General features: G+C 42.1%; 19 protein-coding genes. 4 read left to right on the top strand and 15 right to left on the bottom strand.

Going from position 1 to position 26,202, the window contains the following annotated elements:
• Positions 1 to 40: 40 nt before the first annotated feature.
• Positions 41 to 1,426, bottom strand: coding sequence for a PTS transporter subunit EIIC (locus WA407_RS00475; protein WP_039272017.1), 1,386 nt, complete (start codon positions 1,424 to 1,426; stop codon positions 41 to 43).
• The gene (locus WA407_RS00470) at positions 1,423 to 2,778 is read right to left on the bottom strand and encodes a glycoside hydrolase family 32 protein (protein ID WP_336076545.1); all 1,356 of its coding nucleotides are present in this window, start codon (positions 2,776 to 2,778) and stop codon (positions 1,423 to 1,425) included. The genes WA407_RS00475 and WA407_RS00470 overlap by 4 nt, the downstream gene beginning before the upstream one ends.
• Positions 2,779 to 2,945: 167 nt before the next feature.
• Between WA407_RS00470 and WA407_RS00465 the strand changes: the two genes are divergently transcribed.
• On the top strand, positions 2,946 to 3,785 hold the full coding sequence (locus WA407_RS00465) for an AraC family transcriptional regulator (RefSeq protein WP_051717984.1): 840 nt from the start codon (positions 2,946 to 2,948) through the stop codon (positions 3,783 to 3,785).
• Between the two features lie 3 nt (positions 3,786 to 3,788).
• Complete coding sequence (locus WA407_RS00460) at positions 3,789 to 5,975, top strand: alpha-galactosidase (RefSeq protein WP_336076544.1); 2,187 nt, start codon at positions 3,789 to 3,791, stop codon at positions 5,973 to 5,975.
• 193 nt (positions 5,976 to 6,168) lie between these two features.
• Here WA407_RS00460 and WA407_RS00455 read toward each other — a convergent pair whose 3' ends face one another.
• From WA407_RS00455 to WA407_RS00435, 5 genes are all read right to left on the bottom strand, one after another.
• Positions 6,169 to 7,668 carry a malate:quinone oxidoreductase gene (locus tag WA407_RS00455; protein WP_336076543.1) on the bottom strand — a complete coding sequence of 500 codons (1,500 nt, stop codon included), beginning with the start codon at positions 7,666 to 7,668 and terminating at the stop codon, positions 6,169 to 6,171.
• 362 nt (positions 7,669 to 8,030) lie between these two features.
• Positions 8,031 to 8,909 (bottom strand): hypothetical protein, encoded by an 879-nt coding sequence (locus tag WA407_RS00450; protein WP_336076542.1) that lies wholly within the window; start codon positions 8,907 to 8,909, stop codon positions 8,031 to 8,033.
• Positions 8,910 to 9,079: 170 nt separating this feature from the next.
• Positions 9,080 to 10,504, bottom strand: coding sequence for an L-arabinose isomerase (araA, locus tag WA407_RS00445; RefSeq protein ID WP_336076541.1), 1,425 nt, complete (start codon positions 10,502 to 10,504; stop codon positions 9,080 to 9,082).
• 34 nt (positions 10,505 to 10,538) lie between these two features.
• A complete protein-coding gene (locus WA407_RS00440) occupies positions 10,539 to 11,234 on the bottom strand; it encodes an L-ribulose-5-phosphate 4-epimerase (RefSeq protein WP_068939259.1) in 696 nt (231 codons plus the stop codon).
• Position 11,235: 1 nt separating this feature from the next.
• Complete coding sequence (locus tag WA407_RS00435) at positions 11,236 to 12,849, bottom strand: xylulokinase (protein WP_336076540.1); 1,614 nt, start codon at positions 12,847 to 12,849, stop codon at positions 11,236 to 11,238.
• A gap of 290 nt (positions 12,850 to 13,139) precedes the next feature.
• Between WA407_RS00435 and WA407_RS00430 the strand changes: the two genes are divergently transcribed.
• Both WA407_RS00430 and WA407_RS00425 read left to right on the top strand, forming a co-directional pair.
• On the top strand, positions 13,140 to 14,228 hold the full coding sequence (locus tag WA407_RS00430) for a GntR family transcriptional regulator (protein WP_061829743.1): 1,089 nt from the start codon (positions 13,140 to 13,142) through the stop codon (positions 14,226 to 14,228).
• 219 nt (positions 14,229 to 14,447) lie between these two features.
• Entirely contained in the window at positions 14,448 to 16,442 is a 1,995-nt protein-coding gene (locus WA407_RS00425) for a serine hydrolase (protein WP_336076539.1), read from the top strand.
• A 171-nt stretch (positions 16,443 to 16,613) separates the two neighbouring features.
• On the opposite strand, the gene WA407_RS00420 is transcribed toward WA407_RS00425, so the two are convergent.
• The 8 genes from WA407_RS00420 to WA407_RS00385 form a co-directional block, all read right to left on the bottom strand.
• Positions 16,614 to 18,413, bottom strand: coding sequence for a hybrid sensor histidine kinase/response regulator transcription factor (locus tag WA407_RS00420; protein WP_336076538.1), 1,800 nt, complete (start codon positions 18,411 to 18,413; stop codon positions 16,614 to 16,616).
• Positions 18,414 to 18,513: 100 nt separating this feature from the next.
• Complete coding sequence (locus WA407_RS00415; RefSeq protein ID WP_336076752.1) at positions 18,514 to 19,101, bottom strand: sensor domain-containing protein; 588 nt, start codon at positions 19,099 to 19,101, stop codon at positions 18,514 to 18,516.
• A 282-nt stretch (positions 19,102 to 19,383) separates the two neighbouring features.
• Positions 19,384 to 19,986: a class I SAM-dependent methyltransferase gene (locus WA407_RS00410; protein ID WP_336076537.1), complete on the bottom strand. Its 603-nt coding sequence runs from the start codon at positions 19,984 to 19,986 to the stop codon at positions 19,384 to 19,386.
• A 230-nt stretch (positions 19,987 to 20,216) separates the two neighbouring features.
• Positions 20,217 to 20,750: a YceI family protein gene (locus tag WA407_RS00405; protein WP_336076536.1), complete on the bottom strand. Its 534-nt coding sequence runs from the start codon at positions 20,748 to 20,750 to the stop codon at positions 20,217 to 20,219.
• Positions 20,751 to 20,972: 222 nt separating this feature from the next.
• On the bottom strand, positions 20,973 to 22,307 hold the full coding sequence (locus WA407_RS00400; protein WP_336076535.1) for an SMI1/KNR4 family protein: 1,335 nt from the start codon (positions 22,305 to 22,307) through the stop codon (positions 20,973 to 20,975).
• A 343-nt stretch (positions 22,308 to 22,650) separates the two neighbouring features.
• Positions 22,651 to 23,178, bottom strand: a complete 528-nt coding sequence (locus WA407_RS00395; protein WP_336076534.1) for a hypothetical protein — start codon at positions 23,176 to 23,178, stop codon at positions 22,651 to 22,653.
• A gap of 159 nt (positions 23,179 to 23,337) precedes the next feature.
• Positions 23,338 to 23,979 carry a hypothetical protein gene (locus WA407_RS00390; protein WP_336076533.1) on the bottom strand — a complete coding sequence of 214 codons (642 nt, stop codon included), beginning with the start codon at positions 23,977 to 23,979 and terminating at the stop codon, positions 23,338 to 23,340.
• A gap of 134 nt (positions 23,980 to 24,113) precedes the next feature.
• Positions 24,114 to 26,078 carry a translation factor GTPase family protein gene (locus tag WA407_RS00385; protein WP_336076532.1) on the bottom strand — a complete coding sequence of 655 codons (1,965 nt, stop codon included), beginning with the start codon at positions 26,076 to 26,078 and terminating at the stop codon, positions 24,114 to 24,116.
• Positions 26,079 to 26,202 lie beyond the last annotated feature (124 nt).

Raw genomic sequence — 26,202 nt, 5'->3', positions numbered from 1 at the left:
CTATGTCTAATTTTAGTTAGTATATTATTTATCTTTTTGACTATAATCCTTGATCTTTCTTATAACCAAATGTCCAAGTCAACCCGAATGATACTGCGAATGATACTACATTCACCAAGATATATAACGGTAATTGCTCATTAAGATAAAGTAGTGTCCCCGGAATTCCTGTTAATGCCATACCTGTTGCACGTAAATGGAAAATAGAGGCTAGAAAACCACCAACTCCACCACCAATCATAGACATCACAAAAGGTTTTACTAAGCGTAAAGTAACTCCAAAAACAGCTGGCTCGGTAATTCCCAATGCTGCGGAAAGAGCAGAAGGAAAAGCAATTTGCTTCATTTTTGGCGAAACTGCTTTAATTGCAACAGCTAAAACTGCTCCTGCCTGAGCAATATTCCCGCAAGTCCCAATAGGATTTAGATAGTTCCAGCCATCTTTTCCTAACATGCTGATTTCAAGAAAGTTCAGGATATGGTGAACACCGAAGATACCTAATAACTGTCCGAAACTTCCATAAATTAAGCCGCCAATCCCCAATGGTAGATTCAATAGGAACTCAACTGCATATAAAACACCGATTTCTACTTCATGGAAGATTGGTCCAACAATAAATAGCGCTAAAATTAATCCTGATAATAAAGTTAAAAAGGGAGTAAGAATTAAGTCTAAAGAATCTGGAATTTTCTTTCTCAAGAAGATTTCAATTTTTGAACCTAGAATACCTGCTACGAACGCAGGAAGAACAGAACCTTGATAACCGACAACTTTAATAAATCCAAAAAACGTAAGTGGCTCTGCTGCTTGTTGACCAACCTCATAAGCGTTAGGAAGTACTGGACTAACAAGCATCAATCCTAGAACAATTCCTAGAATAGGTGTTCCACCAAAAATTCTAAATGTAGACCAGGCTACTAGCGCTGGTAAGAATGCAAAGGCAGTATCAGTCAAAATTTGAGTAAACATTAAAAGCTGTTGTGGAATATCATTAGGAGTCAGGCCAACAAGTCCCAATAACGCTTCTTGAGTGAATAAACCTCGTAATCCCATGAATAACCCCGTCGCAACTAATACTGGAATAATTGGAACAAATACATCCCCAAAAACTCGAATCGCTTTTTGGAAAGTAACCTTTTGAGATTCATTTGAAGCCTCAGTTGCCTTCTTACCCGAGCCATTAAGCATTGGAGCAAATTCATCGTAAACTTTGTTAACCAATCCAGTCCCTAAAATAACTTGATATTGCCCGGAATTAAAAAAGCTACCTTTGACTTTATCAATTGCCTCTACTCCTTTCATATCAATTTTATCTTTATCGTTAATAATAATTCGGAGTCTAGTTGCACAATGTGTCACTGATTGAATATTTTCATTTCCACCGACTAATTCTAAAATTTTTTCGGCGATTTCTTTGTTACTCATTCGTTTTCCTCCTCATAAGAGTAAAAATTAATCATACCTTTCTCATTCAAACTCTTATATTCAATATTACGATTCTGCTCATCGCAAAAATATCTCATTGAAAAAACATACTGTCCATCATTAATGAAAATTTCTAAAGTAGAGCTGTCACAAAAAATGTGCAACTTCGTTAGGTCCTTTACTTGAAGAATTTTTGTTTCCAATTTCTCAGTAACCCAATTAATTCGTCCAATCTCAAGTTTTCCACAACGATATATAATTGGATTTGTGTTGGAATTCAAAGACACTGAAAAATCTTTTATAGCTTCATCAAAATCAATAATGAGTTCAAAGGCTTTACTATTGTTAGAAATAATGCCGTATTCATTTTTGTATTCTTGCTCTCTCTTCCTCAAATTCTCGTATTCTTTCAAGGGGACTTGATAAAGGTGATTATCGATCCACTTCAGTTCTCTCGGCATTGATAAACAATGAAGGTAGCCATCTTTCACTGTAGGACAATTTCTTTCTTGATTCTCATCCATTCTAGACATCCAGCCAACGATAATTCTTCGACCTTTATCATCTAAAAAAGATTGCGGCGCATAAAAATCAAATCCTTCATCCATCATTTTTATCTCAGTAGACTGATTAAATTTATTTGTTTTATAATCCATTTTTCCTGCTAAATATCCAGCATAGCTTGAAATTGGCCGATCACTTTGTCTGTCAGAAGTTCGCTTTTGTGGACAAACCATTAGTATTTCGATTCCATCGGTTAAGGTAAAGTAGTCCGGGCATTCACACATCTGATCCAATATAGTATCCGTGTAAAAAATACCTTGATATTCCCATGTTAATAAATCATCTGATTGAAACAGCGTGATTGCTCCCACATTTTCTTTTGTTTGAGCTCCGACAATCATCCACCATTTATTATCTTTTTTCCAAACTTTAGGATCGCGATGGTGTTCAGAAAAACCTTTAGGGGTTTCAATGGCGCTTTCCTGTTTGATGAATGTTCGTCCATCGTTAGATACAGCAATTTTTTGATAACTTTTTCTAACTCCATTTAGTTTAGTATTCCCTGTATAGAAGAGATACATTTTCCCATCGTTCTCAATCGCGCTTCCTGAGTAAACACCATCTTTATCATCATATCTATCAGGTAAAATCGCTGATCGAATATTTGTCCAATGAACTAAATCCTTAGATAAAAACAATCCCCATTCTTTGTAATCATGGCTCGTATCAAAACGATTCCATTGATGAAAAAAATAATATTTTCCTTTAAACTGAATCAAACCGTTTGGATCATTAAGTAATCCTTTATCCGGCTCAATATGGAAATAATTCTTATGCCGATTTTCCAACTTGAAATAGTCCTCCTCTTCAAATTTTCATTAATGCGCTTTCATTACCTTTGTTAATGAGATATTATCATTTCAACCTACATTTATAATATAGAAATATTTAAGAGAAATATGGAACTTTCTAATATCGACATTTTCTTTGAAGCGTTCCTATGTATAATAAGGGCATGAATAATAACTTAAGAGAATATACGGATAGATTCACTGATTTTACAAAAAAAAGTATTTCAGACTTTATTCTTTATAACAGTGGCATTGAATATTGTGAACCGGGTTACAGTTATGGTCCAAAACGACGAGACTACCACTTTATTCATTTTGTAAAGGAGGGCAAGGGAATACTGGAAATTGAAGATCAAAAGATTGAAGTCCATGAAAATCAACTTTTTATTGTACCAGCGAATGTTGTTTCTACTTATACCGCTGACCCAAATAAGCCGTGGAAATATTCTTGGATTGGTTTTATGGGCATTCAATCTGGAAACTTTGTTCAAACATTACTTCAGTCTGATGAAGAAAAATTTGTAATGAATTGCCAAGATGCTTCCTTTTATGAAAGTAGAATCGAAGATATTATCGAACTGAATAAAAATGATTTAGCCTCTTTTTTTAAAATTAACGGCATTATGTATGATATCGCAGGAAATTTATTGAATGAATGCCCGGTTCAAACAACTGTGAATAGCAGTACCTCCATTTCTTTTCAAGCGATGCGTTATATGGATCTTCATTATCACGATGACATCCAAATTTCAGATATTGCCTATTCTGTTGGCATTCATCCAAATTATTTGTCTCTTATGTTTAAAAATGAGGTGGGAATCCCCCCCAAAAAATATCTTTCTAATTTAAAAATAAACAAAGCAAAAGAACTACTTGCTGAAAGCGACGATCCAATTAACCTTATTGCTAGCTCAGTTGGTTTTTCTGATGCATTATCATTTTCTAAATTTTTTAGAAAAGAACTTGGGATATCACCTTCCCAGTATAGAAAGGAGCATAAATGATCAATGAATCCTTTAATTCATTTTGTTGAAGAGAAAAAAGTATTTCATCTTACAAATAATCATGTCAGTTATATTATAGAAATTGTAGAAGATACCTATTTGCTACATCGGTATTGGGGACAAAAGATTACTAGTTACAATTTTAGCAATCGACCAAAATTAAAAAAGAGAACATTTGCTGCAACTCCAGATATTAATATACCTGAACTATCTCTTGAATTTTTACCTCAAGAGGTTTCTTTACCTCATCAAGGTGATTTTAGAAATTCTTCCATAAAGATTCGAAATGAAGATGGACAAGGAATTACAAGATTTGTCTATGTTGGGTACGAAATTCTTGATGAAGCGTTAACGCTTCAAGATCTGCCCTCTGCAAGAAGCAATGAAGCTTTTTGTCAGACCTTAATTGTCCATTTGTACGATAAAGTCGCAAATATTGCTCTAGATTTGTTTTATACGATTTTTGAGGATTCACCGATTATCGTACGTTCTACTAAAGTAATTAACGAAGGCTCTAGTACAATAAAAGTTGAAAAACTTCTAAGTGCTTCTCTTGATATACGTTACGAGAATCAAGTATGCACCTCATTTTATGGCACTCATCAAAAAGAGTTCCAAATGAATAGAAATGATATTAAACATGGATTATTTAAAATTGGTAGTGCTAGAGGTGCAAGTGGGCCTCAATATCCTCCCTTCATCGCTTTATCAAAAGAGGCCACAGAGTTTCAAGGAGAAGTCCATGCAATGACCTTACTTTACAGTGGCAATCACGAAGAGATTTTAGAACGTGATCAATATAATAACTTAAGAATGCAAATTGGGTTAAATGATGAGGGCTTCTCATGGACTTTAAAATCAGGGGAGACCATTCAGAGTCCACAAGCTCTGCTAGTATACAGCAATCAAGGGTTCAATAGTAATTCTCAAGCATTCCATACTTTTTTCAATAATCACTTGATTAATCCATCATGGAAAAAAAGAAAGAGACCCATCGTAATCAACAGCTGGGAAATGACTTATTTCGATGTTTCTGAAGCTTTGCTAAAAAAATTGATTGATTCTGCTAGTCTTTTGGGTTTTGAAACAGTGGTGTTGGATGATGGCTGGTTTGGTAAACGCAATAGTAGTAAAACTTCGTTAGGAGATTGGAAGGTTGACGAAAAAAAATTCCCCAATGGAATTAAATCTTTGGTGGATTATGCTAAAGAGAAAGGCATTGGTTTTGGGATTTGGTTTGAACCCGAGATGATATCACCCGATACAAACCTAATCAAACAACATCCCGAATGGGTAATGAAGAGTAAAAGCTATGAACCCATTTTGGGCAGAAGTCAATACTTCTTAGACTTAACCAATAAAGAAGTTCAAAACTTCGTTATCAAGACATTGTCAGATGCAATTACAAATTTCGGAGTGAACTATATCAAGTGGGATATGAATCGACATATGACTGATCCTTTCTCCCCGACTGAAACAGAAAACAACTCACAAGAATTTTCTCATAGATATATGCTGGGCTTTTATCATATTATTAGCACACTCACTTTAAGCCATCCAGAAGTACTCTTTGAAAATTGTTCTAGCGGTGGAGGTAGATTAGATCCTGGTATGTTGTTCTATTTTCCTCAAACATGGATCAGTGATAATACCGATGCTCTGGACAGACAACAAATCCAATATGGAGCTTCTTACATGTTTCCAATCTCTTCAATAACTGGTCATGTTTCCGATGTTCCAAATCATCAAACTGGTCGCATAACTGAATTTGAGACAAGAGCAGCCTTGGCTTCTTCAACCAATATGGGCTATGAAATGGATGTTATCTCCATATCTGAAGAAGAGAAGAAGAAGGTAGCGAATCATATATCGACTTACAAAAGAGAAAGAAAGCTCGTTTTTGAAGGAGAATTCTATCGATTGAGTTCTCCTAATGAATCAAACATTTGTAGTTGGATGTTTGTCGATGGAAATAAAAGTAATGCCATTATTTATGTATTTCGGAACACCTATCAAGTATTTGATTTATCATTACTTGTTCGAATTCCTTATTTAGACCAAGAAGCCAACTATCTCGAAGTTATTACAAATGCTACTTATAGTGGATCAGAGTTATATAATTGCGGAATCTCTCTTGAAAATCCTAAAGGTGATTTTATTGTTCATAAGTTAATTTTAAAAAAAGTGTAAATGATCTAATACCCTAGCTCCCCATTCAAAGAATTAAAATCTTAAAAAAAGCAGAAGACCGTTAAATTTCACGGTCTTCTGCTTTTTCGATTAAGTTTCTTGCAAGAGTTTTTGAATATAATTTTAATTCTTCTATTATTGATAAGTGAACTCACTTCAAAAAATAGTAAACTAAATGACCGCCATGCAAAAATTAACGATGAAGCGGTTCTTTTTCGCCCAGACCCAGCACCTCCGTTGTGGAATTGTAAATTTCTTGGTAAAGCTCTGGGTTTTCCGCTAGTGACACCCCATAAGAAGGAATCATCTCTTTGATTTTTGGTTTCCACTCTTCCATATGTTGTGGGAAGCATTTTTCCAATACTTCCAGCATAACGTGAACAGCAGTAGAAGCACCCGGAGAAGCGCCGAGCAGTGCAGCTACCGAACCATCAGCGGCACTAACCACTTCCGTACCAAATTGAAGTGTTCCTTTTCCGCCCTCCGTATCTTTGATCACCTGCACACGTTGGCCTGCTACCACGATCCCCCAGTCCTCGATTTTGGCGTTCGGAATAAACTCGCGTAATTCTTCCAGACGCTTTTCATTCGATAACATCACTTGCTGGATCAGATATTTGGTCAATGCCATCTCTTTTGCGCCTGCGGCCAACATCGTAATGAGATTATTAGGTTTTACAGAACCGATCAAATCCAAATTTGAGCCCGTTTTCAAGAACTTCGGTGAGAAGCCGGCAAACGGTCCAAATAGCAGTGCTTTTTGGTTACCGATATATCTTGTATCCAGATGCGGAACAGACATGGGAGGAGCACCAACCTTAGCTTTACCATATACTTTTGCATGATGCTGGGCGACAACCTTAGGATTGTTACATACCATAAATAGTCCACTTACCGGGAATCCCCCGATATATTTGGACTCAGGAATACCGGTTCTTTGTAGCAAAGGTAGACTTCCACCCCCACCACCGATAAAGACAAATTTGGCATTATGGTATTCGATTTTACCGTTGTCCAGATTATGGACTTTGACTTTCCACGAGCCGTCGCTCGCACGTTTAATATCCTTTACACTATGTTTGTAATTGATCTCGACGTTTTTACTTTTTAAATGCTCAAACAACATGCGTGTTAAAGCACCAAAGTTGACATCTGTTCCAGAGTCGATTTTGGTTGCCGCGATGGGTTCATTCAATGTACGGCCTTCCATAATCAGCGGAATCCATTCCTTCAGCTTTTCAGGGGCGTCGGAAAATTCCATGCCTTGAAACAGAGAAATAGTTGAAAGCGCTTTAAACCTTTTTTTCAAAAAAGATACATTTTTCTCTCCTGTTACCAAACTCATATGAGGTATTGGTTTGATAAAGTCCTGTGGATTACGAATCAAATTGCTGTTTACAAGAAAAGACCAAAACTGTCTTGAAAGCTGAAACTGCTCATTAATGTCTACAGCTTTACGAATATCTATAGATCCGTCAGCTTTTTCGGATGTATAGTTCAGCTCGCACAGTGCAGCATGGCCCGTACCTGCATTATTCCATTCGTTAGAGCTTTCCTCTCCTGCGTTTGCGAGTTTCTCAAACACTTTGATTTCCCATTCTGGTGCTAACTCTTTCAGCAATGATCCCAGAGTCGCGCTCATGACTCCGGCACCAATTAAGATAACGTCTGTATTTTTCTGAATGCTATTCATAAAAACCTTCCTTATCTCTTATATTTGCAAAAAAGAGCAGGCCCTCCTGCTTAGGTGATACAAGAAGCAAGGCTCCACTCAGGAACATATCTTTTCTGTCTCTATTATAACTAAAATATAATCTTTTAAAAATTATATTGTCTATTATCTGATAATTATAAATCATTTCTGCTAAAAAGTGAGAATTTTCTTTGCAGAAATAATAAGAATGGATCTCAACACGCTGTATTTTTTGGGCTTCACTTACTAGCAGTAATAACAGACACCAAAAAAAGCGTTTAGAAGCAAATGATGTAGAGTAACAAATTTCCAATGATTGAATCAACAATCCATGTATATGAATAACTCGGTAAAATATGTCTTTACGGGATAGACCCTAATAAATACTTCATTATGATATTCGAAACGGTCTGTTGTTGATTCCCCCAATCATAATCGGAGTTATCCATAATAAACGATTGAAAAGGGAGTTGCTCAATAATTTGTAATTCTAGCTCTCGTCGATGTTCAAGGAACTGAATATATCCCTCATATCCGTAAAGCCCCTTGTTCTTTCCATAATCTTGCTCCGTATGGTACCAAATCGCGAAATCTAACCATTCTTGAGATCTCATTGTTTTAACTCGCTCAATCGTCTCATGTACATTCGGTTGCTTCAAATAGAACAAAATTGGATTTAACTCCTGAATTTGCTCCGCAATCTGTAATACATGCTGAATAAAACGATCTTCTCCAGCGTTATGTCGGGCAAGTAATGCACACCCTGGGTTCTGTAAAAAACAGCATTCGAGTATTATCAACTTTTCTTTTTCTCGCTGATCTTTAACAAAAGACTTCCAACGTTGAATCATCAACTCGCAGTGCTTTTCTACGGGTACTCCATCGTAAATTTCATAACGCCGGATTTCCTCATACAAACTAGAAGGGATTCCATTTGGAGCTGATTGCTGCGCAAGTGCATATGCGATTAAAGAGTCGTTGCCATTCACAGATACAAATGGAGCAATGTAATGAAACACCTCAGAATAGATAGATCGGAGCCGATCAAGTTCTTCGTTCGGCATACATGCAACCGATTCATAATCAGCGGGATGTCGTAAGTTCCCTTCTAAAAATAGTTCCGATTCTATTTGATGTGTGTTTAACATGTCATGTATGTGTCTAGATAATGTGGATTTGCCAGAGCCAGGTATACCTTCAACGATAACCAGTTTCGTTTTCGCAGCTGGTAAATTGGCCATAGTATCACATCCTTATGAATTAAATGATTACCTTAAGGAGAAACCAATTATCCCGTTATAATGCCAGATAGCTTAGGAACCTTCCCATATCTATACATTCTTAGAAAACCAATAAAAAGCACTGGGTCCTGAGGACTGACCCAATGCTTTTTTAGATGACTATCTTCTAGTTACTTAATAATTACGTAGTCCAGGTTAACCAGTTTTGCATAAGTAACAATTTGGTCTGTGGTTAGATTCAAGGAAACCACGGTATGGTGACCACCGCCGTTCTCAATCCATGCTTTAACCCCATCTTGGAAGTTTGGCTTCACATTCCACAGTACACGGGCCACTGGAAGATTTGGAGCAGGAACTGTCGGTTCAAATGCAGTAACCTCATTGATCAACAGTTTATAATGCGTGCCAAAGTCAGCCATGGAAACAACTACACCGTCTCCTGCCTTGCCGTCAAACACCAGACGAGCTGGATCTTCACGATCGCCGATACCTAACGGAGAAACGATGATTTTAGGCTTGTTGCTTGCCAACGTTGGGTCAACTTCAAGCATATGGGATTGAAGGATCGATTCCTGACCAGCCGCTAATTCATAGGTGTAGTCTTCCATAAAGCCAGTGGATTGGTTATGGCTCATGACTTTAAGCAGACGATCGAGCGCTGCAGTCTTCCAATCTCCTTCACCGGCGAAGCCGTATCCTTGTGCCATCAAACGTTGAACGGCAAGACCAGGAAGTTGTTTCATACCATAGAGGTCTTCGAAGTTCGTAGTGAAGGCAGTATAGCCGCCATGATCCAGGAACCGTTTAAGGGCAATTTCATAGCTTGCTTGCACTCTTACGCTGGCTTCCCAAGCTTCCTTGCTATAAGTACCATAATCAAGTTCATAGAGTTCGGAGTATTCCGCGAACAAAGCATCAATCTCTTCTTCTTTCACAGCATTGACGTACTGAACAAGGTCGCCAATTCCGAAGTAGTCAACGGTCCATCCAAATTGAATTTGAGCTTCGACCTTATCGCCTTCCGTAACGCCAACGTTACGCATATTGTCGCCAAAGCGGGCAACTTTGATATTGAAGCTTTCGTTATAAGCAACCGCTACATCCATCCACTCTGCGATTTGCTTTTGCACTTCTGCGCGTTCCCAGTAACCTACGACCACTTTATTCTGTTTCTTCAGGCGAGCATTGATAAATCCATATTCACGGTCACCATGAGCTGCCTGATTGAGGTTCATGAAGTCCATGTCAATCGTAGCCCAAGGAATGCTTTCATTGAACTGTGTAGCCAAATGAAGTAGCGGCTTTTGCAGCAATTTAGTACCACGAATCCACATTTTTGCAGGTGAGAAGGTATGCATCCAAGTGATGACACCAGCAACCTCGTCACGATAGTTGACTTCTTTCATGAGATTGGTGATTTTGTCTGCACTAACCGCCAGATCCTGCAATACAAGCGGATAAGGCAGAACGCCACTCTTATTTAAGGCATCGGTCATTTCTTGTGCGTGTGCTTTAACTTCTGCTAATGCTTCTTCTCCATACAGATGTTGTGAACCTACGACAAACCAGAACTGTTTTGTACCTACTGTTGACATCATTCATCCTCTTTTCTTAATTTTTTAATTTATATTACTTTTGCCCGTAGTACGCGTCTTTCCCATGTTTGCGTAAATAGTGTTTATCTAGAATGCGTTGCGGCAATTCTTCAGCAAAATGATTCAATTCTCGTGCGAATAAATTCATTTTCGAAACTTCTTCCAACACGACGCTATTCATGACTGCCGATTTTGCATCTTTGCCCCAAGTGAAGGGAGCATGACCCTTAAGCAGAACACCCGGCACTGCTAAAATATCCAGCCCGCGCTGCTCAAAAGTTTCGATGATGACACGGCCGGTTTCCGCTTCGTAACCACGATCAATCTCCTCTTGCGTCAAGAAACGGGCACAAGGAACAGAACCATAGAAGGTGTCTGCATGAGTAGTCCCCATTACAGGTACATCCAAGCCTGCTTGAGCCCAAATGGTCGCCCAAGTCGAATGCGTGTGTACAATACCGCCGATCTCTGCATAATGCTTATAAAGTACGGCGTGAGTCGGTGTATCTGATGAAGGTCTCATTTCTCCTTCAACAACATTGCCATCAAAATCAACAACCACCATATCGCTAGGTTTCATCGTGTCATAACTAACACCACTTGGTTTGATAACGAATAAGCGGCTCTCACGATCAACAGCGCTTACGTTACCCCAGGTGTATTTCACGAGTCCATGTTTAGGCAAATCCAGATTGGCTTGATATACTTCTTCTTTCAGTTGCTCTAACACGTCAATTCCTCCAGTTTTCCACTAGATTATCTACAGCAGCCTGTTCAATCGCCAGGCCTTGTGTGTAGCGTTCCATGAATGTTTCAAATCCCTTAACGTCGGAACTGTCGGGAGAAATTTCTTGCCCCTCAGCATCTCTAAACACTTTTTGGTCGAGGAAGTCTTCCAGACTTTCTTGTTGATCCTTGTTCATCATGTAAGAAGCCAGAATAGCAATCCCCCACGCCCCGCCTTCTCCGGCTGTTGACATCACTGATACCGGGACATTCATGGCAGCCGCAACAATTTTTTGTCCGACGATTGGGGTTTTAAATAAACCACCGTGAGCCAGAATGCTGTCAATTGCTACATTTTCTTTCTTTGTCAAAATATCCATTCCGATTTTCAAAGCAGCAAACGCAGTGAAAAGATGAGTCCGCATGAAATTGGCCAAATTGAAACGGCTCTCAGGAGAGCGGACAAACAATGGCCGGCCTTTCTCTATTCCGGTGATATTCTCCCCTGACAAATAGCCATAGCTGAGTAAACCGCCGCCATCTGGATCTGCTTCCAAAGCCTTGTTCAGCAGCACACTGAACAATTGATTCGGATCCGCCTTTTGTCCCATGGCCTCAGAGAATTCACGGAACAATCCCAGCCAAGCATTGAGATCACTTGAACAGTTGTTGGCATGAACCATTCCGACCGGATTACCATTCGGTGTAGTCACCAGATCAATTTCCGGATATACCGCTGAAAGGTCCTTCTCTAATACAAGCATGGCAAAAACCGAGGTTCCCACAGAGACGTTGCCCGTCCGTTTTCTCACACTATTCGTAGCGACCATCCCTGTTCCCGCATCACCTTCTGGAGGACAAAGCGGAATACCTGGTTGTAAATCTTCGGATTTATCTAAGATTTTAGCTCCCACGGCGGTTAGTACACCTGCCTGCTCGCCTGAAATATAAACTTTAGGGAGAATTCCTTCTAGCTTCCAATCGTAACCTTTGGCTGCAATGAGTTCATCGAACTGCTTAACCATCGATTCGTTATAATCATGTGTAGTCTCATCAATTGGGAATATGCCCGAAGCATCCCCGACGCCAATAGCCTTATTTCCAGTCAGCAGCCAGTGAATATATCCAGCTAACGTCGTCATAAAATCAATCTGAGGGACATGTTGCTCTTCGTTCAATATAGCTTGATACAGGTGAGCAATACTCCATCGCTCAGGGATGTTGAATTGGAATTTATCAGTTAACACTTTTGCGGCAGCACCGGTTGTCGCATTCCGCCAAGTCCGGAACGGAACAAGCATCTCACCCTTGCTGTCAAAAGCCATATAGCCGTGCATCATTGCAGAGAATCCTATAGAACCAACGGTACGAAGGGTAATCCCATATTTTCGTTCAACCTCTTGCTTCATTTCACTATAAGCCTCTTGCAGACCCGTAATAATACTCTCTAAGTTGTACGTCCAATAACCGTCCACCAAGAGATTTTCCCACTCATAGCTTCCAGATGCGATGGTTTCAAAATGATGATCAATCAGCACTGCCTTGATACGTGTGGATCCAAATTCGATACCAAGTGAGGTTTCTCCCTTAGTAATCGCTTGTTTAATGTCTTGATCCATGCTCACGTTACTCCTCTCTCTGAACAACTGTTATAATCGCAATAATTGAAAGAAGGCGCTTTCTTTAATTTACAACCTTAGTATATTTTTTGTTCGTACATTTGTCAACACACATACATAGTTATACATACAAATATTCTGATAAACCGAGAATTTATCTATTTTTTCTTTAGTATTAATGCATGTTAGGCTATGGATTATAATAAGCTCATAATTATGCTAAAATATGTACATACAAATATTATGGGTAGGTAAATTAGTATTAGGACAACCAGGAAAGAAGGAATAAAGTGAAACCAAAGTATCAGGTCATCCTTGAGGATATAAAGAGCAACATTCTATCAGGAGCATACAGCGTAGGAGAACAAATTCCAACGGAATCGGCTTTGCAGGATATGTATAAAGTTAGCCGTCAGACGGTACGTAAGGCAATTTTAGAACTATCCAACGAGGGTTTTTTAAGAAGTGAAAAAGGATCGGGCACTTATGTCAGTAACCAATTTCGATCAAAAAACGGCGGGAATTCCAGTAATAAAACCATCGGAGTCATCACAACCTACATTTCCGATTACATCTTCCCTTCTATTATTCGCGGGATTGAAGCCAGATTGAATGAAGATAATTATTCATTGCTATTAGCTAGTACAAATAATGATGTCGCACAGGAAAAGAAAGCTTTGGAGATGATGTTGTCCTTTGGTGTGGATGGCTTGATCATTGAGCCTACGAAGAGCAATCTATATAATCCCAATATCTCTTACTATCTGACGTTCAAGGAGCAGGATGTTCCGTTCATCATGATTAATGCTTATTATGAAGAGTTGGAGGTTCCCTTCTTTTGTCTCGATGACGTACAGTCCAGCTATCTGGCAACAAAAGAATTGATTGCTAACGGACACACACACATTGGTATCATTGCCAAAATGGACGATTTACAAGGAAAGCATCGAATGAAGGGCTATATCAAGGCGCTTGGAGAAGCCAAATTACGGTTTTACCCAGAGCAAGTGCTCTCATTCTATACAGAGACGAAGCAGGACCTGTCCACCAACTTAAAAAAATTCCTAACCGAACAAAGGGACGGGTTATCCGCAATTGTCTGCTATAACGACGAGGTAGGATTAGAAGTTGTACATGTATGCAGACAACTTGGTATATCTGTTCCTGAAGACATATCCATTATTGGTCAAGATAATTCCTATATTTCCAAGAATGCAAACATCAAACTTACGACATTAACACACCCACAGGAACAAATGGGACGTGATGCCGCCGATTGGGTTATCAAGAAGCTGCAAGGGAAGAAGGACCTACGCAACCACACCTATTATCAACCTGTGTTAATTGAAGGAGAAACGGTAAAGAAGAAACTGAAGTGAAGGGGTCCAACATTCATTGTAATCAATCAAATGGACACACCCAAAACGATATTACCATTGAACACTAGGCACCTAGTGCCTAATTGTCATATGACACACTTTGAAGTGACTGGTATGGATCGGTGACGAAATGTAACTTGTTGGTATGACAAGTCCTTTGCCATACTTGGTTTTGCCGGACGCTATGAGGCAAAAATACATTTCAAGGAGAAATCATTCATGAAAAAAATGATTCACACCAATCTCGCGGTTCTACTGTTATCTGCTACGATAACTACCGCCTGTATGGCACCCAACGGCGCGTCAGTTGCCGCACCCGTTAACGCACCAGTTGCATCTGTAAAGGCTAGCTTGGAGGGGCCGCGAAATGCCAAGGAACTAGAAGCTTTTGCAGATGGTGTTTTTGCGGACAAGATGAAGAAGTTTAATACAGTTGGTTCTAATTTTGTGGTCGTCACGGGTGGGAAAGTGATGCTAAGCAAAGGTTACGGTTATGCCGACAGGGAAAAAAGAATTCCTGTTGATAAAAATACCGTTTTCCAAATCGGCTCTGTTACAAAGTCATTCACTGCATTGGCAGCTATGCAGTTGGTCGATAAGGGGAAAATGGATTTAAAACACGATATCCAAGAGTATTTAGGAGGAATAAAGGTTCCGAATAAAACAGGAAAAAAACTGACGATGTTTGATCTACTTACATATTCAAGTGGATTTGATGAACCAGATATTCTCATGGAAATGCATCCAGAATACGCGGACAAATATTTTCCAATGAAGAAGTACATTGCAGCAAATATGCCAACTGTTGTCAGGCCTCCAGGAGAAGCGTACACTTATGACAATTTTGGTTTCATGCTAGCCGGATATGCAGTAGCAAACGTAACGGGCATGTCATATTCCCGATATATGGAAAAGAATATTTTTAAACCGTTAGGCATGAATTCGACGAATGTGCGGTTTACCCCCCAATTGTTAAGCAGAATGGCTGCTCACTATGGACCAACAGGTGAACTGATACCCTTGGACGGGTTTAAACCAACGGAAAAACCTGAAGGCGGTATGGTTTCAACAGCAGATGACATGGCGAAGTACCTCATGATGCACCTGAACAAAGGCAAGTACAAAGGTAAAGAAGTGGTGAGTCCAAAGAGCATAGAGCAAATGCACACGTACCAATTATTCCCTGACAAGGAGTTCCCGGTTACAACAATTGGATTCGAAGGCTACTTCAAAGAGAAGATGAATAATCAGCATGTGATTCTAAAAGGAGGAAATGTTACAGGGCATTCTTCCTTGATTGTTATTCTGCCTGAGAAGAATACAGCGATGTACATGTCCTACAATAACGACTCCATGATGAGTCTTGACGTGTATGAGGAATTTATGAATCATTATTATCCGAGAAAATCAGAAGTTCCAAAGTCAACCTACGCGGCAATAAGTGAGCAGCAGGCCCAAGACTACGTGGGATTATACCAAAACACGCGTATCGCTGCCTTAAGGACGAAGGTTTCGTATTCGGACGGGAAATTAATAATGGAGACAGGAACATCAGGGAAACATACACTAAAAATGATCCATTCTTTATTATTTGAAGATGAATCAGGTAATAAATTGACGTTTAATAAAAATGAAGCAGGCCATATTGCATATTTGTATTACATGCAGCTCCCAGACCTCGTTGCTTATGCGCAAAAAATAAACATTGATTCACCATTTTCTGATGTGCCTGCGGATAGTAAATATAATCCACATATTAACAATCTTAATGCTTTGAACGTCATGAGCGGAAAGTCAGCCAATCTCTTCGATCCGAAAGGAACGATGACTCAGGGAGAATTCTCAGAAGTGCTGCTGCGCGCCCACGGGTGGTATAAACAACCCTTCATGATTGAACCGAATAAGAAGCAGATGATGGCCGGACTACGTAATTATCAGCCTAATTCTCCTATCACTAGACAAATGGCGGCGGTAATGATCCAGAACCTGAAACAGGTTGAGCCTGGAACTAAGGTTAAATTGAGTGGCGAAACGGATGCTTGGGCAGTTAAAGCAGTCACAGCTCTTGTTTCCCAAGGTATCATGGACCCGGATACCAAGATCAATTCAGACGGCTCCATAGATTTCCGCTCCAAACAGCTTTTGAAGCGTCAAGAAGCCAGTGCCTTGTTGGATCAAGCATTTAATTACTATACGTTGCCAATCAGTCACTAATTCAAAAGGTTAACCGGAAAAAGTAAGATAATGATACTTTATATAAGGTTTCCTGAACCCCCGATCAAACTGGGGGTTTTCTTGTATAATAAGAAACAAGCGGCTGCTGATGTTGCCGCTTATTTTTAGTTTTCTCCATATCCAACGGAAATCCGCATCGAGCCGTAAGGTTTATTCCAGAAGCCCTGCCTCCCGGGCTTTTTGCACCGCTTCCTCCCGGTTGCGAACCCCCAGCTTCAGATAGACCGATGACGCATAGTTTCTAACCGTACCATCAGATAAATACAATTTGGAGGCAATGGTTTTATATCGCAGTCCTTTCGACACGAACTGTAAAATTTCAAGCTCCCGTGGAGTTAAGTCATAGGTCGCGGCCACTTGGGTTGTCGACGGATCTTCCCCGCTCTTGGCGGCTTCCAGCTGTGCAAACAATTTGTGCGACATCTCCTGATCGATCAGCGTGCCTCCGCGATAGACCGTGCGTATTGTTTCGGCGAGCTCTACTGGCTTCATCGACTTCAATAAGTATCCGTCGGCTCCGCTTCGCAGCGCTTCCAGAGCCTGTCCAGTATCTTCGAACGTGGTGAGAATCAAGATGCGGATGTGGGGCCACGTTTGTTTTATGGTACGGGATGCGGAGATTCCGTCCAGGTTCGGCATGTCCAAATCCATGAGCACCAGCTGAGGCTGAACCTGCCTGCACAGTTCGATGGCTTGCTCGCCATCTTCTGCTACCCCTACGACTTGCAAATCTTGCTGCTCCTCCAGAAGAGTCCGCAGACTTTCACGGATAAAAGGCTGGTCATCGACGACCAACAGACGGATGACTTCATCCTTAAGCTCCGTTTGTCGTGGCAGGGTGCAGGTAACGAGGGTGCCTTCACCCGGTTGGGTATAGACGCCAACATGACCTTGCAAATTCATTACTCGCTCTTTCATGGCGTTCAAGCCGAAACCATCCCGTCCATGTTCCATCCCGCGGCCGTTATCCTTAATTTCGAGCCTCGTCTGCTGAGGCTCAAATTGCACCAAAACCGTAATCTCCGTCGAGTGTCCATGACGCACGGCATTCGTCAATGATTCTTGCAAGCAGCGATACAGCGCTATCTTTGCTTGCTTCGTTACAGGGTATTCCTCTCCGAAGGCCTGGAAACGAACCGACACCTTAGCATGCTCCTGAAACTCCTCTGCCAGCTTCCGCAAAGACTGAAGCAGTGGGAGTTCTTCATGCGGCGATTCGATTTGATGTACATAGCCTCTCACTTCATCCATATTCTTCCGGGCCAGGTTCAATAGAGAATCGAGCCGTTTCGTTCCTGTATCCGTCTCTAGCTCAGGGCGCAAGGTTTCCAATCCCATAATGAGGGAAGTGTAGGCATGACCAACAGTATCATGAAGCTCTTTGGAGAGCCGATTCCGTTCTTCGGCCAGCGTGATGCGCTCGATTTGGGACAAGTACTGCTCAAGCACCGCATTTTGCTCGCGTATAATTTCGCTTTGACGATGATTGACCATCAATAAATGGAAGGAAAATCCGAATGCATAAGCCGTCCCGAATTGAATGGTCATAACCCAAAAATCAGTCTGCTCTACAAGCAGCTTAATTATAGTGGGTAGGAGCAATACCGATAAAGGACCTGACCAAAGATATGTTCTTTGTTTGCTGTTAGCGGCAATCAAAAATGGATACAACAGGAATGTGAGGTAGGCTTCCGGAAAAAACGAAGCTAAATACAAGCACAGCCCGCCCGGGATCACAATCTCGGTAAGCAGGTAGTATCTATAATTGAGCTGCAAGCACAGCCAGGGAACGGAAAAAGCAATAAGCTGCCAAAACACAAGAACCCAAAGCGGCAGCGTGAAATGAGCTTGCCGCTCTATGATAGTGAGCAGGAGAGAAGTACTGCAAATCAAGCGGATCATAAGCATGAACCAGTCGTACCAGAACCACTGCTTTACCATATCGAACAAAACCATCAACCCCTAAGAACTATCAGTATGACATTACGTAACTATTATAGAGCAGAACATCATCCAACAATACTTTTAAATCCAGACCGGGACATTCCGGTTAACGGTTCACACTCTTGATCATAAGACGGGTGTAGCCGCCTAGCATACACGTTAAGCTGTTCGCAAGCCTATAGCTCACCATAGTGAATACGACTCCTGAGGCTGAAACCAGTATGGATTTTATCACAGTATCTACAAGCAAACCCATAAAATAATAATTAGAAAACGGAAAGAGAAGCGGGGTCGCAATCATTGCGAGTGGAGTTATATAAAGCAAGGCCGCACTAATGAGGCTTAAAATCCCCACCGGAAGCTTTAGCATCAGCCAGCCGATAGCAATCCAGTTGCGCCGATTTAGCAGCTCCTTCCTTGCTTGAAGCCAGATAGAGACATCGGTGTTTATTGGTTTAACGTAAAGCTCGGTGGTAATATCCGTATAGATCTTGGTCTGTATGCGTTCAAATTGCAGGAAGGCGTATGTAGTTCGCAAAATGCGAGTAATCAGAGGAACGCCCGCGACGGTAAACGAAAGACTCAAACCTAATGTAAGAGCGACCAGATAAAAGCAAAAGTAAAACAATCCGGTAGCGAAAGTAAGCAGTAGGAAATAGCCATTTTGAATAAAGCTGACGACGGTTCTTGTCATCAAAGAGCCCACATCCTTTACAAGTAGTAGTCGTATCCTACGGCTCTTGATGTCAAATCTACCAGTGCCATAATGTCATATGACACAAGGCGAAATCGGTCTGCAAACCTAATGAGGAAAAACAACTAAAAACAACTGATTCTTCGCCATTTTTTAAATATCGCATAGTAATGGTAATCGTCTTTGCAGAGTCAAGCGGCTTTTGATCCAATCCCTCTGCGATGCATGAGAAGACACAAAGCATGGTTTCCGGTAAGGAGAGCTGATTTCTGCCTAAAAGTTTTATTTTTGAGAATCAAGAATAAACATAGATGCATCTTGTCCCATGAATATTTTACTTCCATTAAAAAAAGTTTTGGACTGAATATCTCTATATCCTATTTTAGTCATAATGTCAGTCAGCTCTTCTTGATTAAATCCGTTATGAACTATATCTGAAACTACTTTTTCATTTTTATTAAAATCTACGATTAGTAAATGTCCTCCTTCATTTAGAACATCAAATAGCCTTGATAAAACGAATTCAACATCATGAATATGGAGTAGAACCTGAGCCATAAAAATATAGTCAGCATGTAAATCCGTTAGACCTTCCTTTTCAAAATCAAAACATAATGTATCTGCATTCTGAATATGAAGATCAGTAATTTTTTGCTTTATTTGATTAATCATGTTTTGTGAAGTATCCAGAAAAAGCATAGAATTAAAAGCATTTAACAATCTCATTCCGACAAGACCCGTTCCACACCCAAAATCAATAGCATTCTTACTATTAGCGTCAACTACATATTCACGAATGGCATCAGATGATACCTTTGCAATTTGAATTCTTTCAGAAGTGTCATATATATTAGCTATCATTTCAAACTTATCCGTATTTCCCATGATTACCTCTCCAATCCGATTAATAAAATCATGAATACAACAATATAGAATGATATTCTATCGAAGCATTAGCATTTAGTCCACATTCTTATTAGTAAGCTTTTAGTCTTGGTTCGTTTCTGTACAATTTTGGTTCAACATTTTCGCCCTTATTTGTGATACGGTTCACCATCCTACCTGTAGCGGCAAGTTTAAAGACCACCCCACTAAAAGGATGGCCTTTAGGATCGCTAATCTATTCTAATTGCCTCGATATAAAGCTCGATTCTCACTTCATTTCCGACAATAACCCCACCTTTTTCCAGAGGCGAGTTGAATGTCAAACCAAATTCATTGCGTTCGATACTGGCTGTTGAATGAAATCCTACACGTTCCCGGCCGCGAGGGTCTTTGTTAAGTCCTTCAAAAATGGTATGAAAAGTGATGGGTTTGGTTACTCCATGCAGAGTTAGATTGCCCGTAAGCTCATACTGCCTTTCGCCAGCAAGGACGCAGCTGGTGCTTTGAAACGTAATGGTTGGATACTTGGCTGCATGAAGGAAGTCGTCGCTCTTCAGGTGTTCATCTCGTTGCGATTGGCGAGTTGTAATACTATTTGCATCTATAGAAGCCTGAACACCCATGGTTGTTAAATCGTTGGGGTCAAAACTCAAGATCGCTTGGAAATGCTCGAATACTCCTTTAATTCTACTAATCATTAAATGCGTCACCGAAAACTCGACGGAACTGTGGTCCGGATCCACTTCCCAATTGATATTGCTCATAAATAAATACCACCTCTATGATAAGATTTTGAGAAAGGTCGCCCCATCTCCAAACACTGCGCTATTCGCATACTCCTAATGTACAAAAAAGCTACTGACAACGGGATGTCAGTAGCTTTTTTTCATTTTTTTGGTTTCCTCGTAAATCCAATTTCGGAATGTTCAGGCTCCGCCACGTCAAATTAAATCGAAGGTGAGCTGGATAATCCATGTACACCTTCTTCACCATTCGTCTTTGTCGAAATAATCATCTGGCAAATGCAGCTCTCGCAAACAACCGATAAATTTTTCTCTGAAATTCGGATTGCTTTTGTATTCCGGCCATACCTCCTTATAGTAAGGCAGCAACTTCTCATGTGGAATAATGCCCCAGTATAAAATCAAGTTATTCAGAACCTGCGGGCCGCCCCCCATCAACATCTGTTGAATGATCTGCCAGCTTCCCAGCTTGTTTTCGCAACTGCGCGCGGCATAGATGGCAGTGGTTTGCATTTTCGGGTCAGCATGGCACAAGAAAGGCGTAAAGTCCTGGAGAGTAATCGCACCATAATCCTCCAAGATATACCCTGCATAACGCAACGTTTCCGGGTCGTGAATCCTGTCAAGCCTTTGCAAGATCACTGGAATAAAATCCGTTAAATTCACAGTTTTACTGGAAGCGTGCAGGATCTGTAAAGCTTGCAGAAAGTCCTCATGCCCATCCGATTGCAACAGCTCCAGAAGGTATTTTCTACCCGCGTCAAAAGAAGTTTTGCAGATGAGCCAAATGGCTGTAGTCCGATTTTTCAGGCTTTGCTCCGCAGTATTTTTCAAAAAACCAAGGGTTGGCTGAGAGACTTTCTTAAACTTGAACATTCCATTAAGCGCTTTGGCTTGGATTTCTTCATTTGGAGCGCTCTGATAAATCTGGATCAGCGCATTCTCATCACCCGGCATTCGACTACCAAACCACCCGATATCATAATCCAGAATAATTTCATCCAGCCAGCGCTCGTACCAGTCCAGAAAGCTGTCTTCATAGACAAAGAAAAAGGGATGATCGGGATGGAAATCGGAGGTGTACACAATTCTCCCCCTGTATTTCCCTTCAAGTACGAGATACATGTCGTATTCGCAGCCTTGGGTGCCTATGCACAACATGCCGCCCAGCACCTTATTACAGGTGGCGTCGTATTCCTCATCGGGAATGTCCTCGTCCTTGGTCAGGGGCTCAATCAGATGGTTCCATTCCTCTTTGGTCATCCCGGGATACAGAACGGATTTTGCAAGGAGCGCCTGGCGCTCGGTGTAGGAAGTTGCCTTTCCAATTGAATAGATTCCATAATAGGGTCCGGCGCCTCCGTTGCCCACTTTCGTTAAAAACTGCGCGTAGGGCTCAGGAAGGGTAACCTGATTGTGGGCTTGCCAGTCCGCCAGCTCTTTTGCTGTAAGCTTCTCTTTAACCCTATATTGATGTGAGGATGCTCCAAACACCGAGAAATCCGCGTCTTTGCGCAAAGCTTGACTCAGTTTGTTTTTTATTCGATCCAGTTGCGTTTCTTTCTTCCTAAACCACATATTTGAACCCTCCTGTTGACCATAGCCAGGTTTCCTTTGTTTGCTTATCCAGCAATTTTATTATTTTTTCTATGGGTCGTACCTCTTTAAAATGATATGTATCTTTAAGTAATCTTTCATTGTAGCTTCTCTTAAGGTCACCACTGAACCACCTTAGAGTACCACAGAAAAAAATCCATATGAATGGAATCCATATGGGGGCCAACACGAATTTGTTAGGAGACGGACACTTGGCAAATTTGATGACGAAGACCGTGATCATTTTTATTCTTGTTAGAAAATGACGGTGTGAGCTAGCCCCCTTTGACCACTCAAAGGGGACTTAAAGTCCACAGGGATACGATTATTCATTATCCGGCGTGGCCGGACTGGCCAGGGGCATTAAGCCTTTAACGGCGCCGAGAAACGGGCGAATGGACTTGATCATACCGTAGCCCATCTTCACGACCGGGACAAATTTCTGGATCATGCCGAATAGCCGCAAGCCGCCGCCGAGCATACCGCCAAGCCCTCCTGCGCCCGCAGTGGAGCCGCCAAGGCCGCCTAACAGCGAGCCCATCATCGGCAGAAATGCCGACACCTTGGCGTCCGGCTTGCGGGAGCGCGAACGGCCAGACGGCTTGCGCGCGCCGCTTTTCCGGTTGCCGAGACGGACGCCCGGGGCATGCGTACCAGCTCTGCGTTTGATAGATCGGGAGCCTTGCTTCCCGGAAGAAGTGCGTGGGGGGACTCCAGCGCTGGCAAGTACCAACCCGCCGTAATTAACATCGGTGATGTAGCCGACATAAGTCTCTCCGCTGTGCAGGGTGACACAGACCGGACGGCCCTGAAACTTCTTAGCCCGTGCACGCATCTCTTTCGATTGTGCCATGGAAGTTCACCTCGCTCACTGATTATAATTCAGTTTACGCCAGGGGCGGGCTGTCTGCTTGTGCGAATGGGACATACGCACGCCAAAAATCGCTTGATGATCTCACCGCCGTTCAAGTCCTCCCAAGAATAACACCGCTAACCACAGCCCCACACTAAATCAAGAGAATTGCCAAAAACCTGCTACTGGATGTTGTATCTCAGTCGTCTCCATTTTGGCGAAAATATATAGTGACCCAAAACCAAAAGGATAATTGTAATCCTCTTGAAGCAACCTTTCGGGATAACCATCTTCATCTACCTGAAATAAAAAAGAGAATGACTCCTCCTTCAGCTTCGCAAAATAATAGTCTTCATTTTGAATAAGTCTCGGGTTTCCGCCTACTTTGATCAAATAAGGCTGATCCATCGACTTTTCGTCATGGCTTAGTTCCCCGTTTGAAATTACATGCTTTATAAGACCCGGGTTAGTAAACATATCTTTGACGCTTTCAGTCGAAATGGGATGCTCAACCACCTTGATCGGGCAATTAGGATAAATGTTGTTTTCCAAATACTCCTCATAGTCTTCAGGGATGAAAATCGAAATCATGCTCTCAGGTTTAAAGGGATGGACGAGGCTCAAGTAAAAAAACATATTTTTGGTTACCTTCGTGGATGAGATCTGATTGATCATCAAAGAAGTCGGGTGCATTCCCACCGATCCAGCCTGCACTATGTTCGTTCGATAGGGCCGATCCCGCATAATAAAGAATACAATCTGTTCTCTCAAGTAAATATTCGCTTGATTTTCATTAGGCATTTTACAACTCTCCCTCAAGAAACGCGAATGCCCTTTTGAACTATTTTGCATTCACTACAACATTTTTACCGCCACTTGAGGTATGGGGTTTTGCTCTCCTACCTGGAGTTTCATCCCCATTAGAGCAAGCTCATTCAAGGTTCTAATTCAAGGTGCATCTTGGCTTCCGCCTCATCCCATGGCACCGAGTAACCCGCCCCCTTAGCGCAAAAGATGGAGGAGGATGTATACAGTGGGTCTGCCCCTTTGCGGTAGCCCATCCGCTCTATGACTTCCTCCGTATTATGGCAGCGATCGTAGCCGCTGAACACGCAGCGGATACTGCCTCGTCCATGCGTAAAGGATGCAAATTCGGCACTGTAGTTCATGAAAGTCGACACGGGCACCCTGCCCGTGACCACCGCTTGCGTTCCGGTTGTCTGCGGCGGATTAAAAATACCTGAAGCACGCTGAATATCGGACAGCACCCTGCCCATTTCATCGATAGCGACCTTGATTTTGAAATCGTAATAGGGCTCCAGCAGCACATTGTCCGCCTTCTCCAGTCCCTGCCGTAGTGCTCGAAAGGCAGCTTCACGAAAATCGCCACCATGGGTATGTTCTTTATGCGCGCGGCCCCTCAGTAGCGTAATGTTCACGTCGGTGACCGGCATGCCGGTCAGCAGTCCGTGATGCTCCCGTTCATAGAGATGATTCCGAATCAGATTCTGATAGCTGACATTCAGATCATCGGCATGACATCTGCTTTCGAACATGATGCCGTTGCCCCTTGCTCCCGGTTCAATCAGCAAATGCACTTCCGCATAATGCCTGAGCGGTTCGAAGTGACCGTACCCTTTCACAGTCGATTGAATCGTTTCCTTATACAAGATTTCCGGTTGTCCAAAAGAGATAGCAAAGCCAAACCGCTCTCTAACAAGCTGCTCCAGCACTTCCAGTTGAATCAATCCCATGACGCGGATAGAAATCTCCTGCAATTTCTCATCCCAAACGACGTTCAGTGACGGCTCCTCCGCCTCCAGCATGCGAAAAGCACCGAGCACCTTCTGTACATGTATCGAATTGTCGAATACTACCTTCGATTGTAACGTCGGTTCCGACTCGTAAGCTAACTTGTCCGATATCGACCCCAGGCCTTGTCCAGCCCCGGCGGCGGACAAGCCGGCAACCGCAAACAAATCGCCAGCTTCCACTTGCTCCACCGGCTGCGATTTAAGGCCGTTAAACAAGAAGAGCCGCGTAACTTTTTCGTCATATTGAACCCCGCCGCTCTCGTAACTAAGCTGTTCTCTCACCTTCAGCCGACCACCCAGCGCCTTAATGAACGTGAGTCTCGCTCCGCCTGCATCGTGCCGAATTTTATAAACCCGCCCCTGGAACGAGGCATTCTCGTCATAAGTGGTTGTCGTCAGCAGATGCAGCTGATCTAAAAATTCAATGACGCCTGTATCCTGAAGCGCAGAGCCGTAAGCACAGGGGAAGAGAAGACCCGCCGCTATCATCCTCTGCAAAGCCTCCAGCCAGAAGCCGCAATCCTCTCTCCCCTCCAGGAATGCTTCCAGCAAAGCTTCATCCCGCTCCGCCATGGCCTCCCGCAGCGGCTCGCCAACTATGCCGTCAGCGAAGCTCTGTGTAATGCAGCAAACTTCCCCCGTCAACTGCTGACAGATATCCGCCTCGGTTCTGCCTGCATCCGCGCCGATCCGATCCGTCTTGTTGATAAAGAAGAACGTCGGAATCCGATGCTTGCGCAGCAGCTGCCAGACCGTCTCCGTATGGCCCTGGACACCTTCAACTGCGCTTACAATCAGGATGGCATAATCAATGACCTGAATCGCCCGCTCCATCTCCGGGGAGAAATCGACGTGTCCGGGCGTGTCTATTAAATAATAGCTGTCTCCTTTATATTCTATTACCGCCTGATCTGCGAACACCGTAATACCCCTTGCCCGCTCGATGTCGTGGCTGTCCAGAAACGCATCCTGATGATCCACCCGCCCCCGCGACCGGATACTGTTCGTATGGTACAGCAGCTGTTCCGCAAAAGTTGTCTTACCTGCATCCACATGGGCGAACAGGCCAATCGTTAGTCGCTTCATAGAATCCCACTTTCAACGCTTCTTGTTAATACTGCTCATTTTATTAAAGCATAGAAATCGGGAGAGTGGGTAGGAGTTGGTTTTGAGAGAGGATCTTTTTTTATAGACAGAAGATAAAGGAAAA

Source organism: Paenibacillus sp. 203 (genome assembly GCF_037027525.1).
GTDB lineage: Bacteria > Bacillota > Bacilli > Paenibacillales > Paenibacillaceae > Paenibacillus > Paenibacillus polymyxa_B.
The sequence above is the reverse complement of the archived record's forward strand: the minus strand, read 5'-3'. Positions and strand labels throughout refer to the sequence as shown.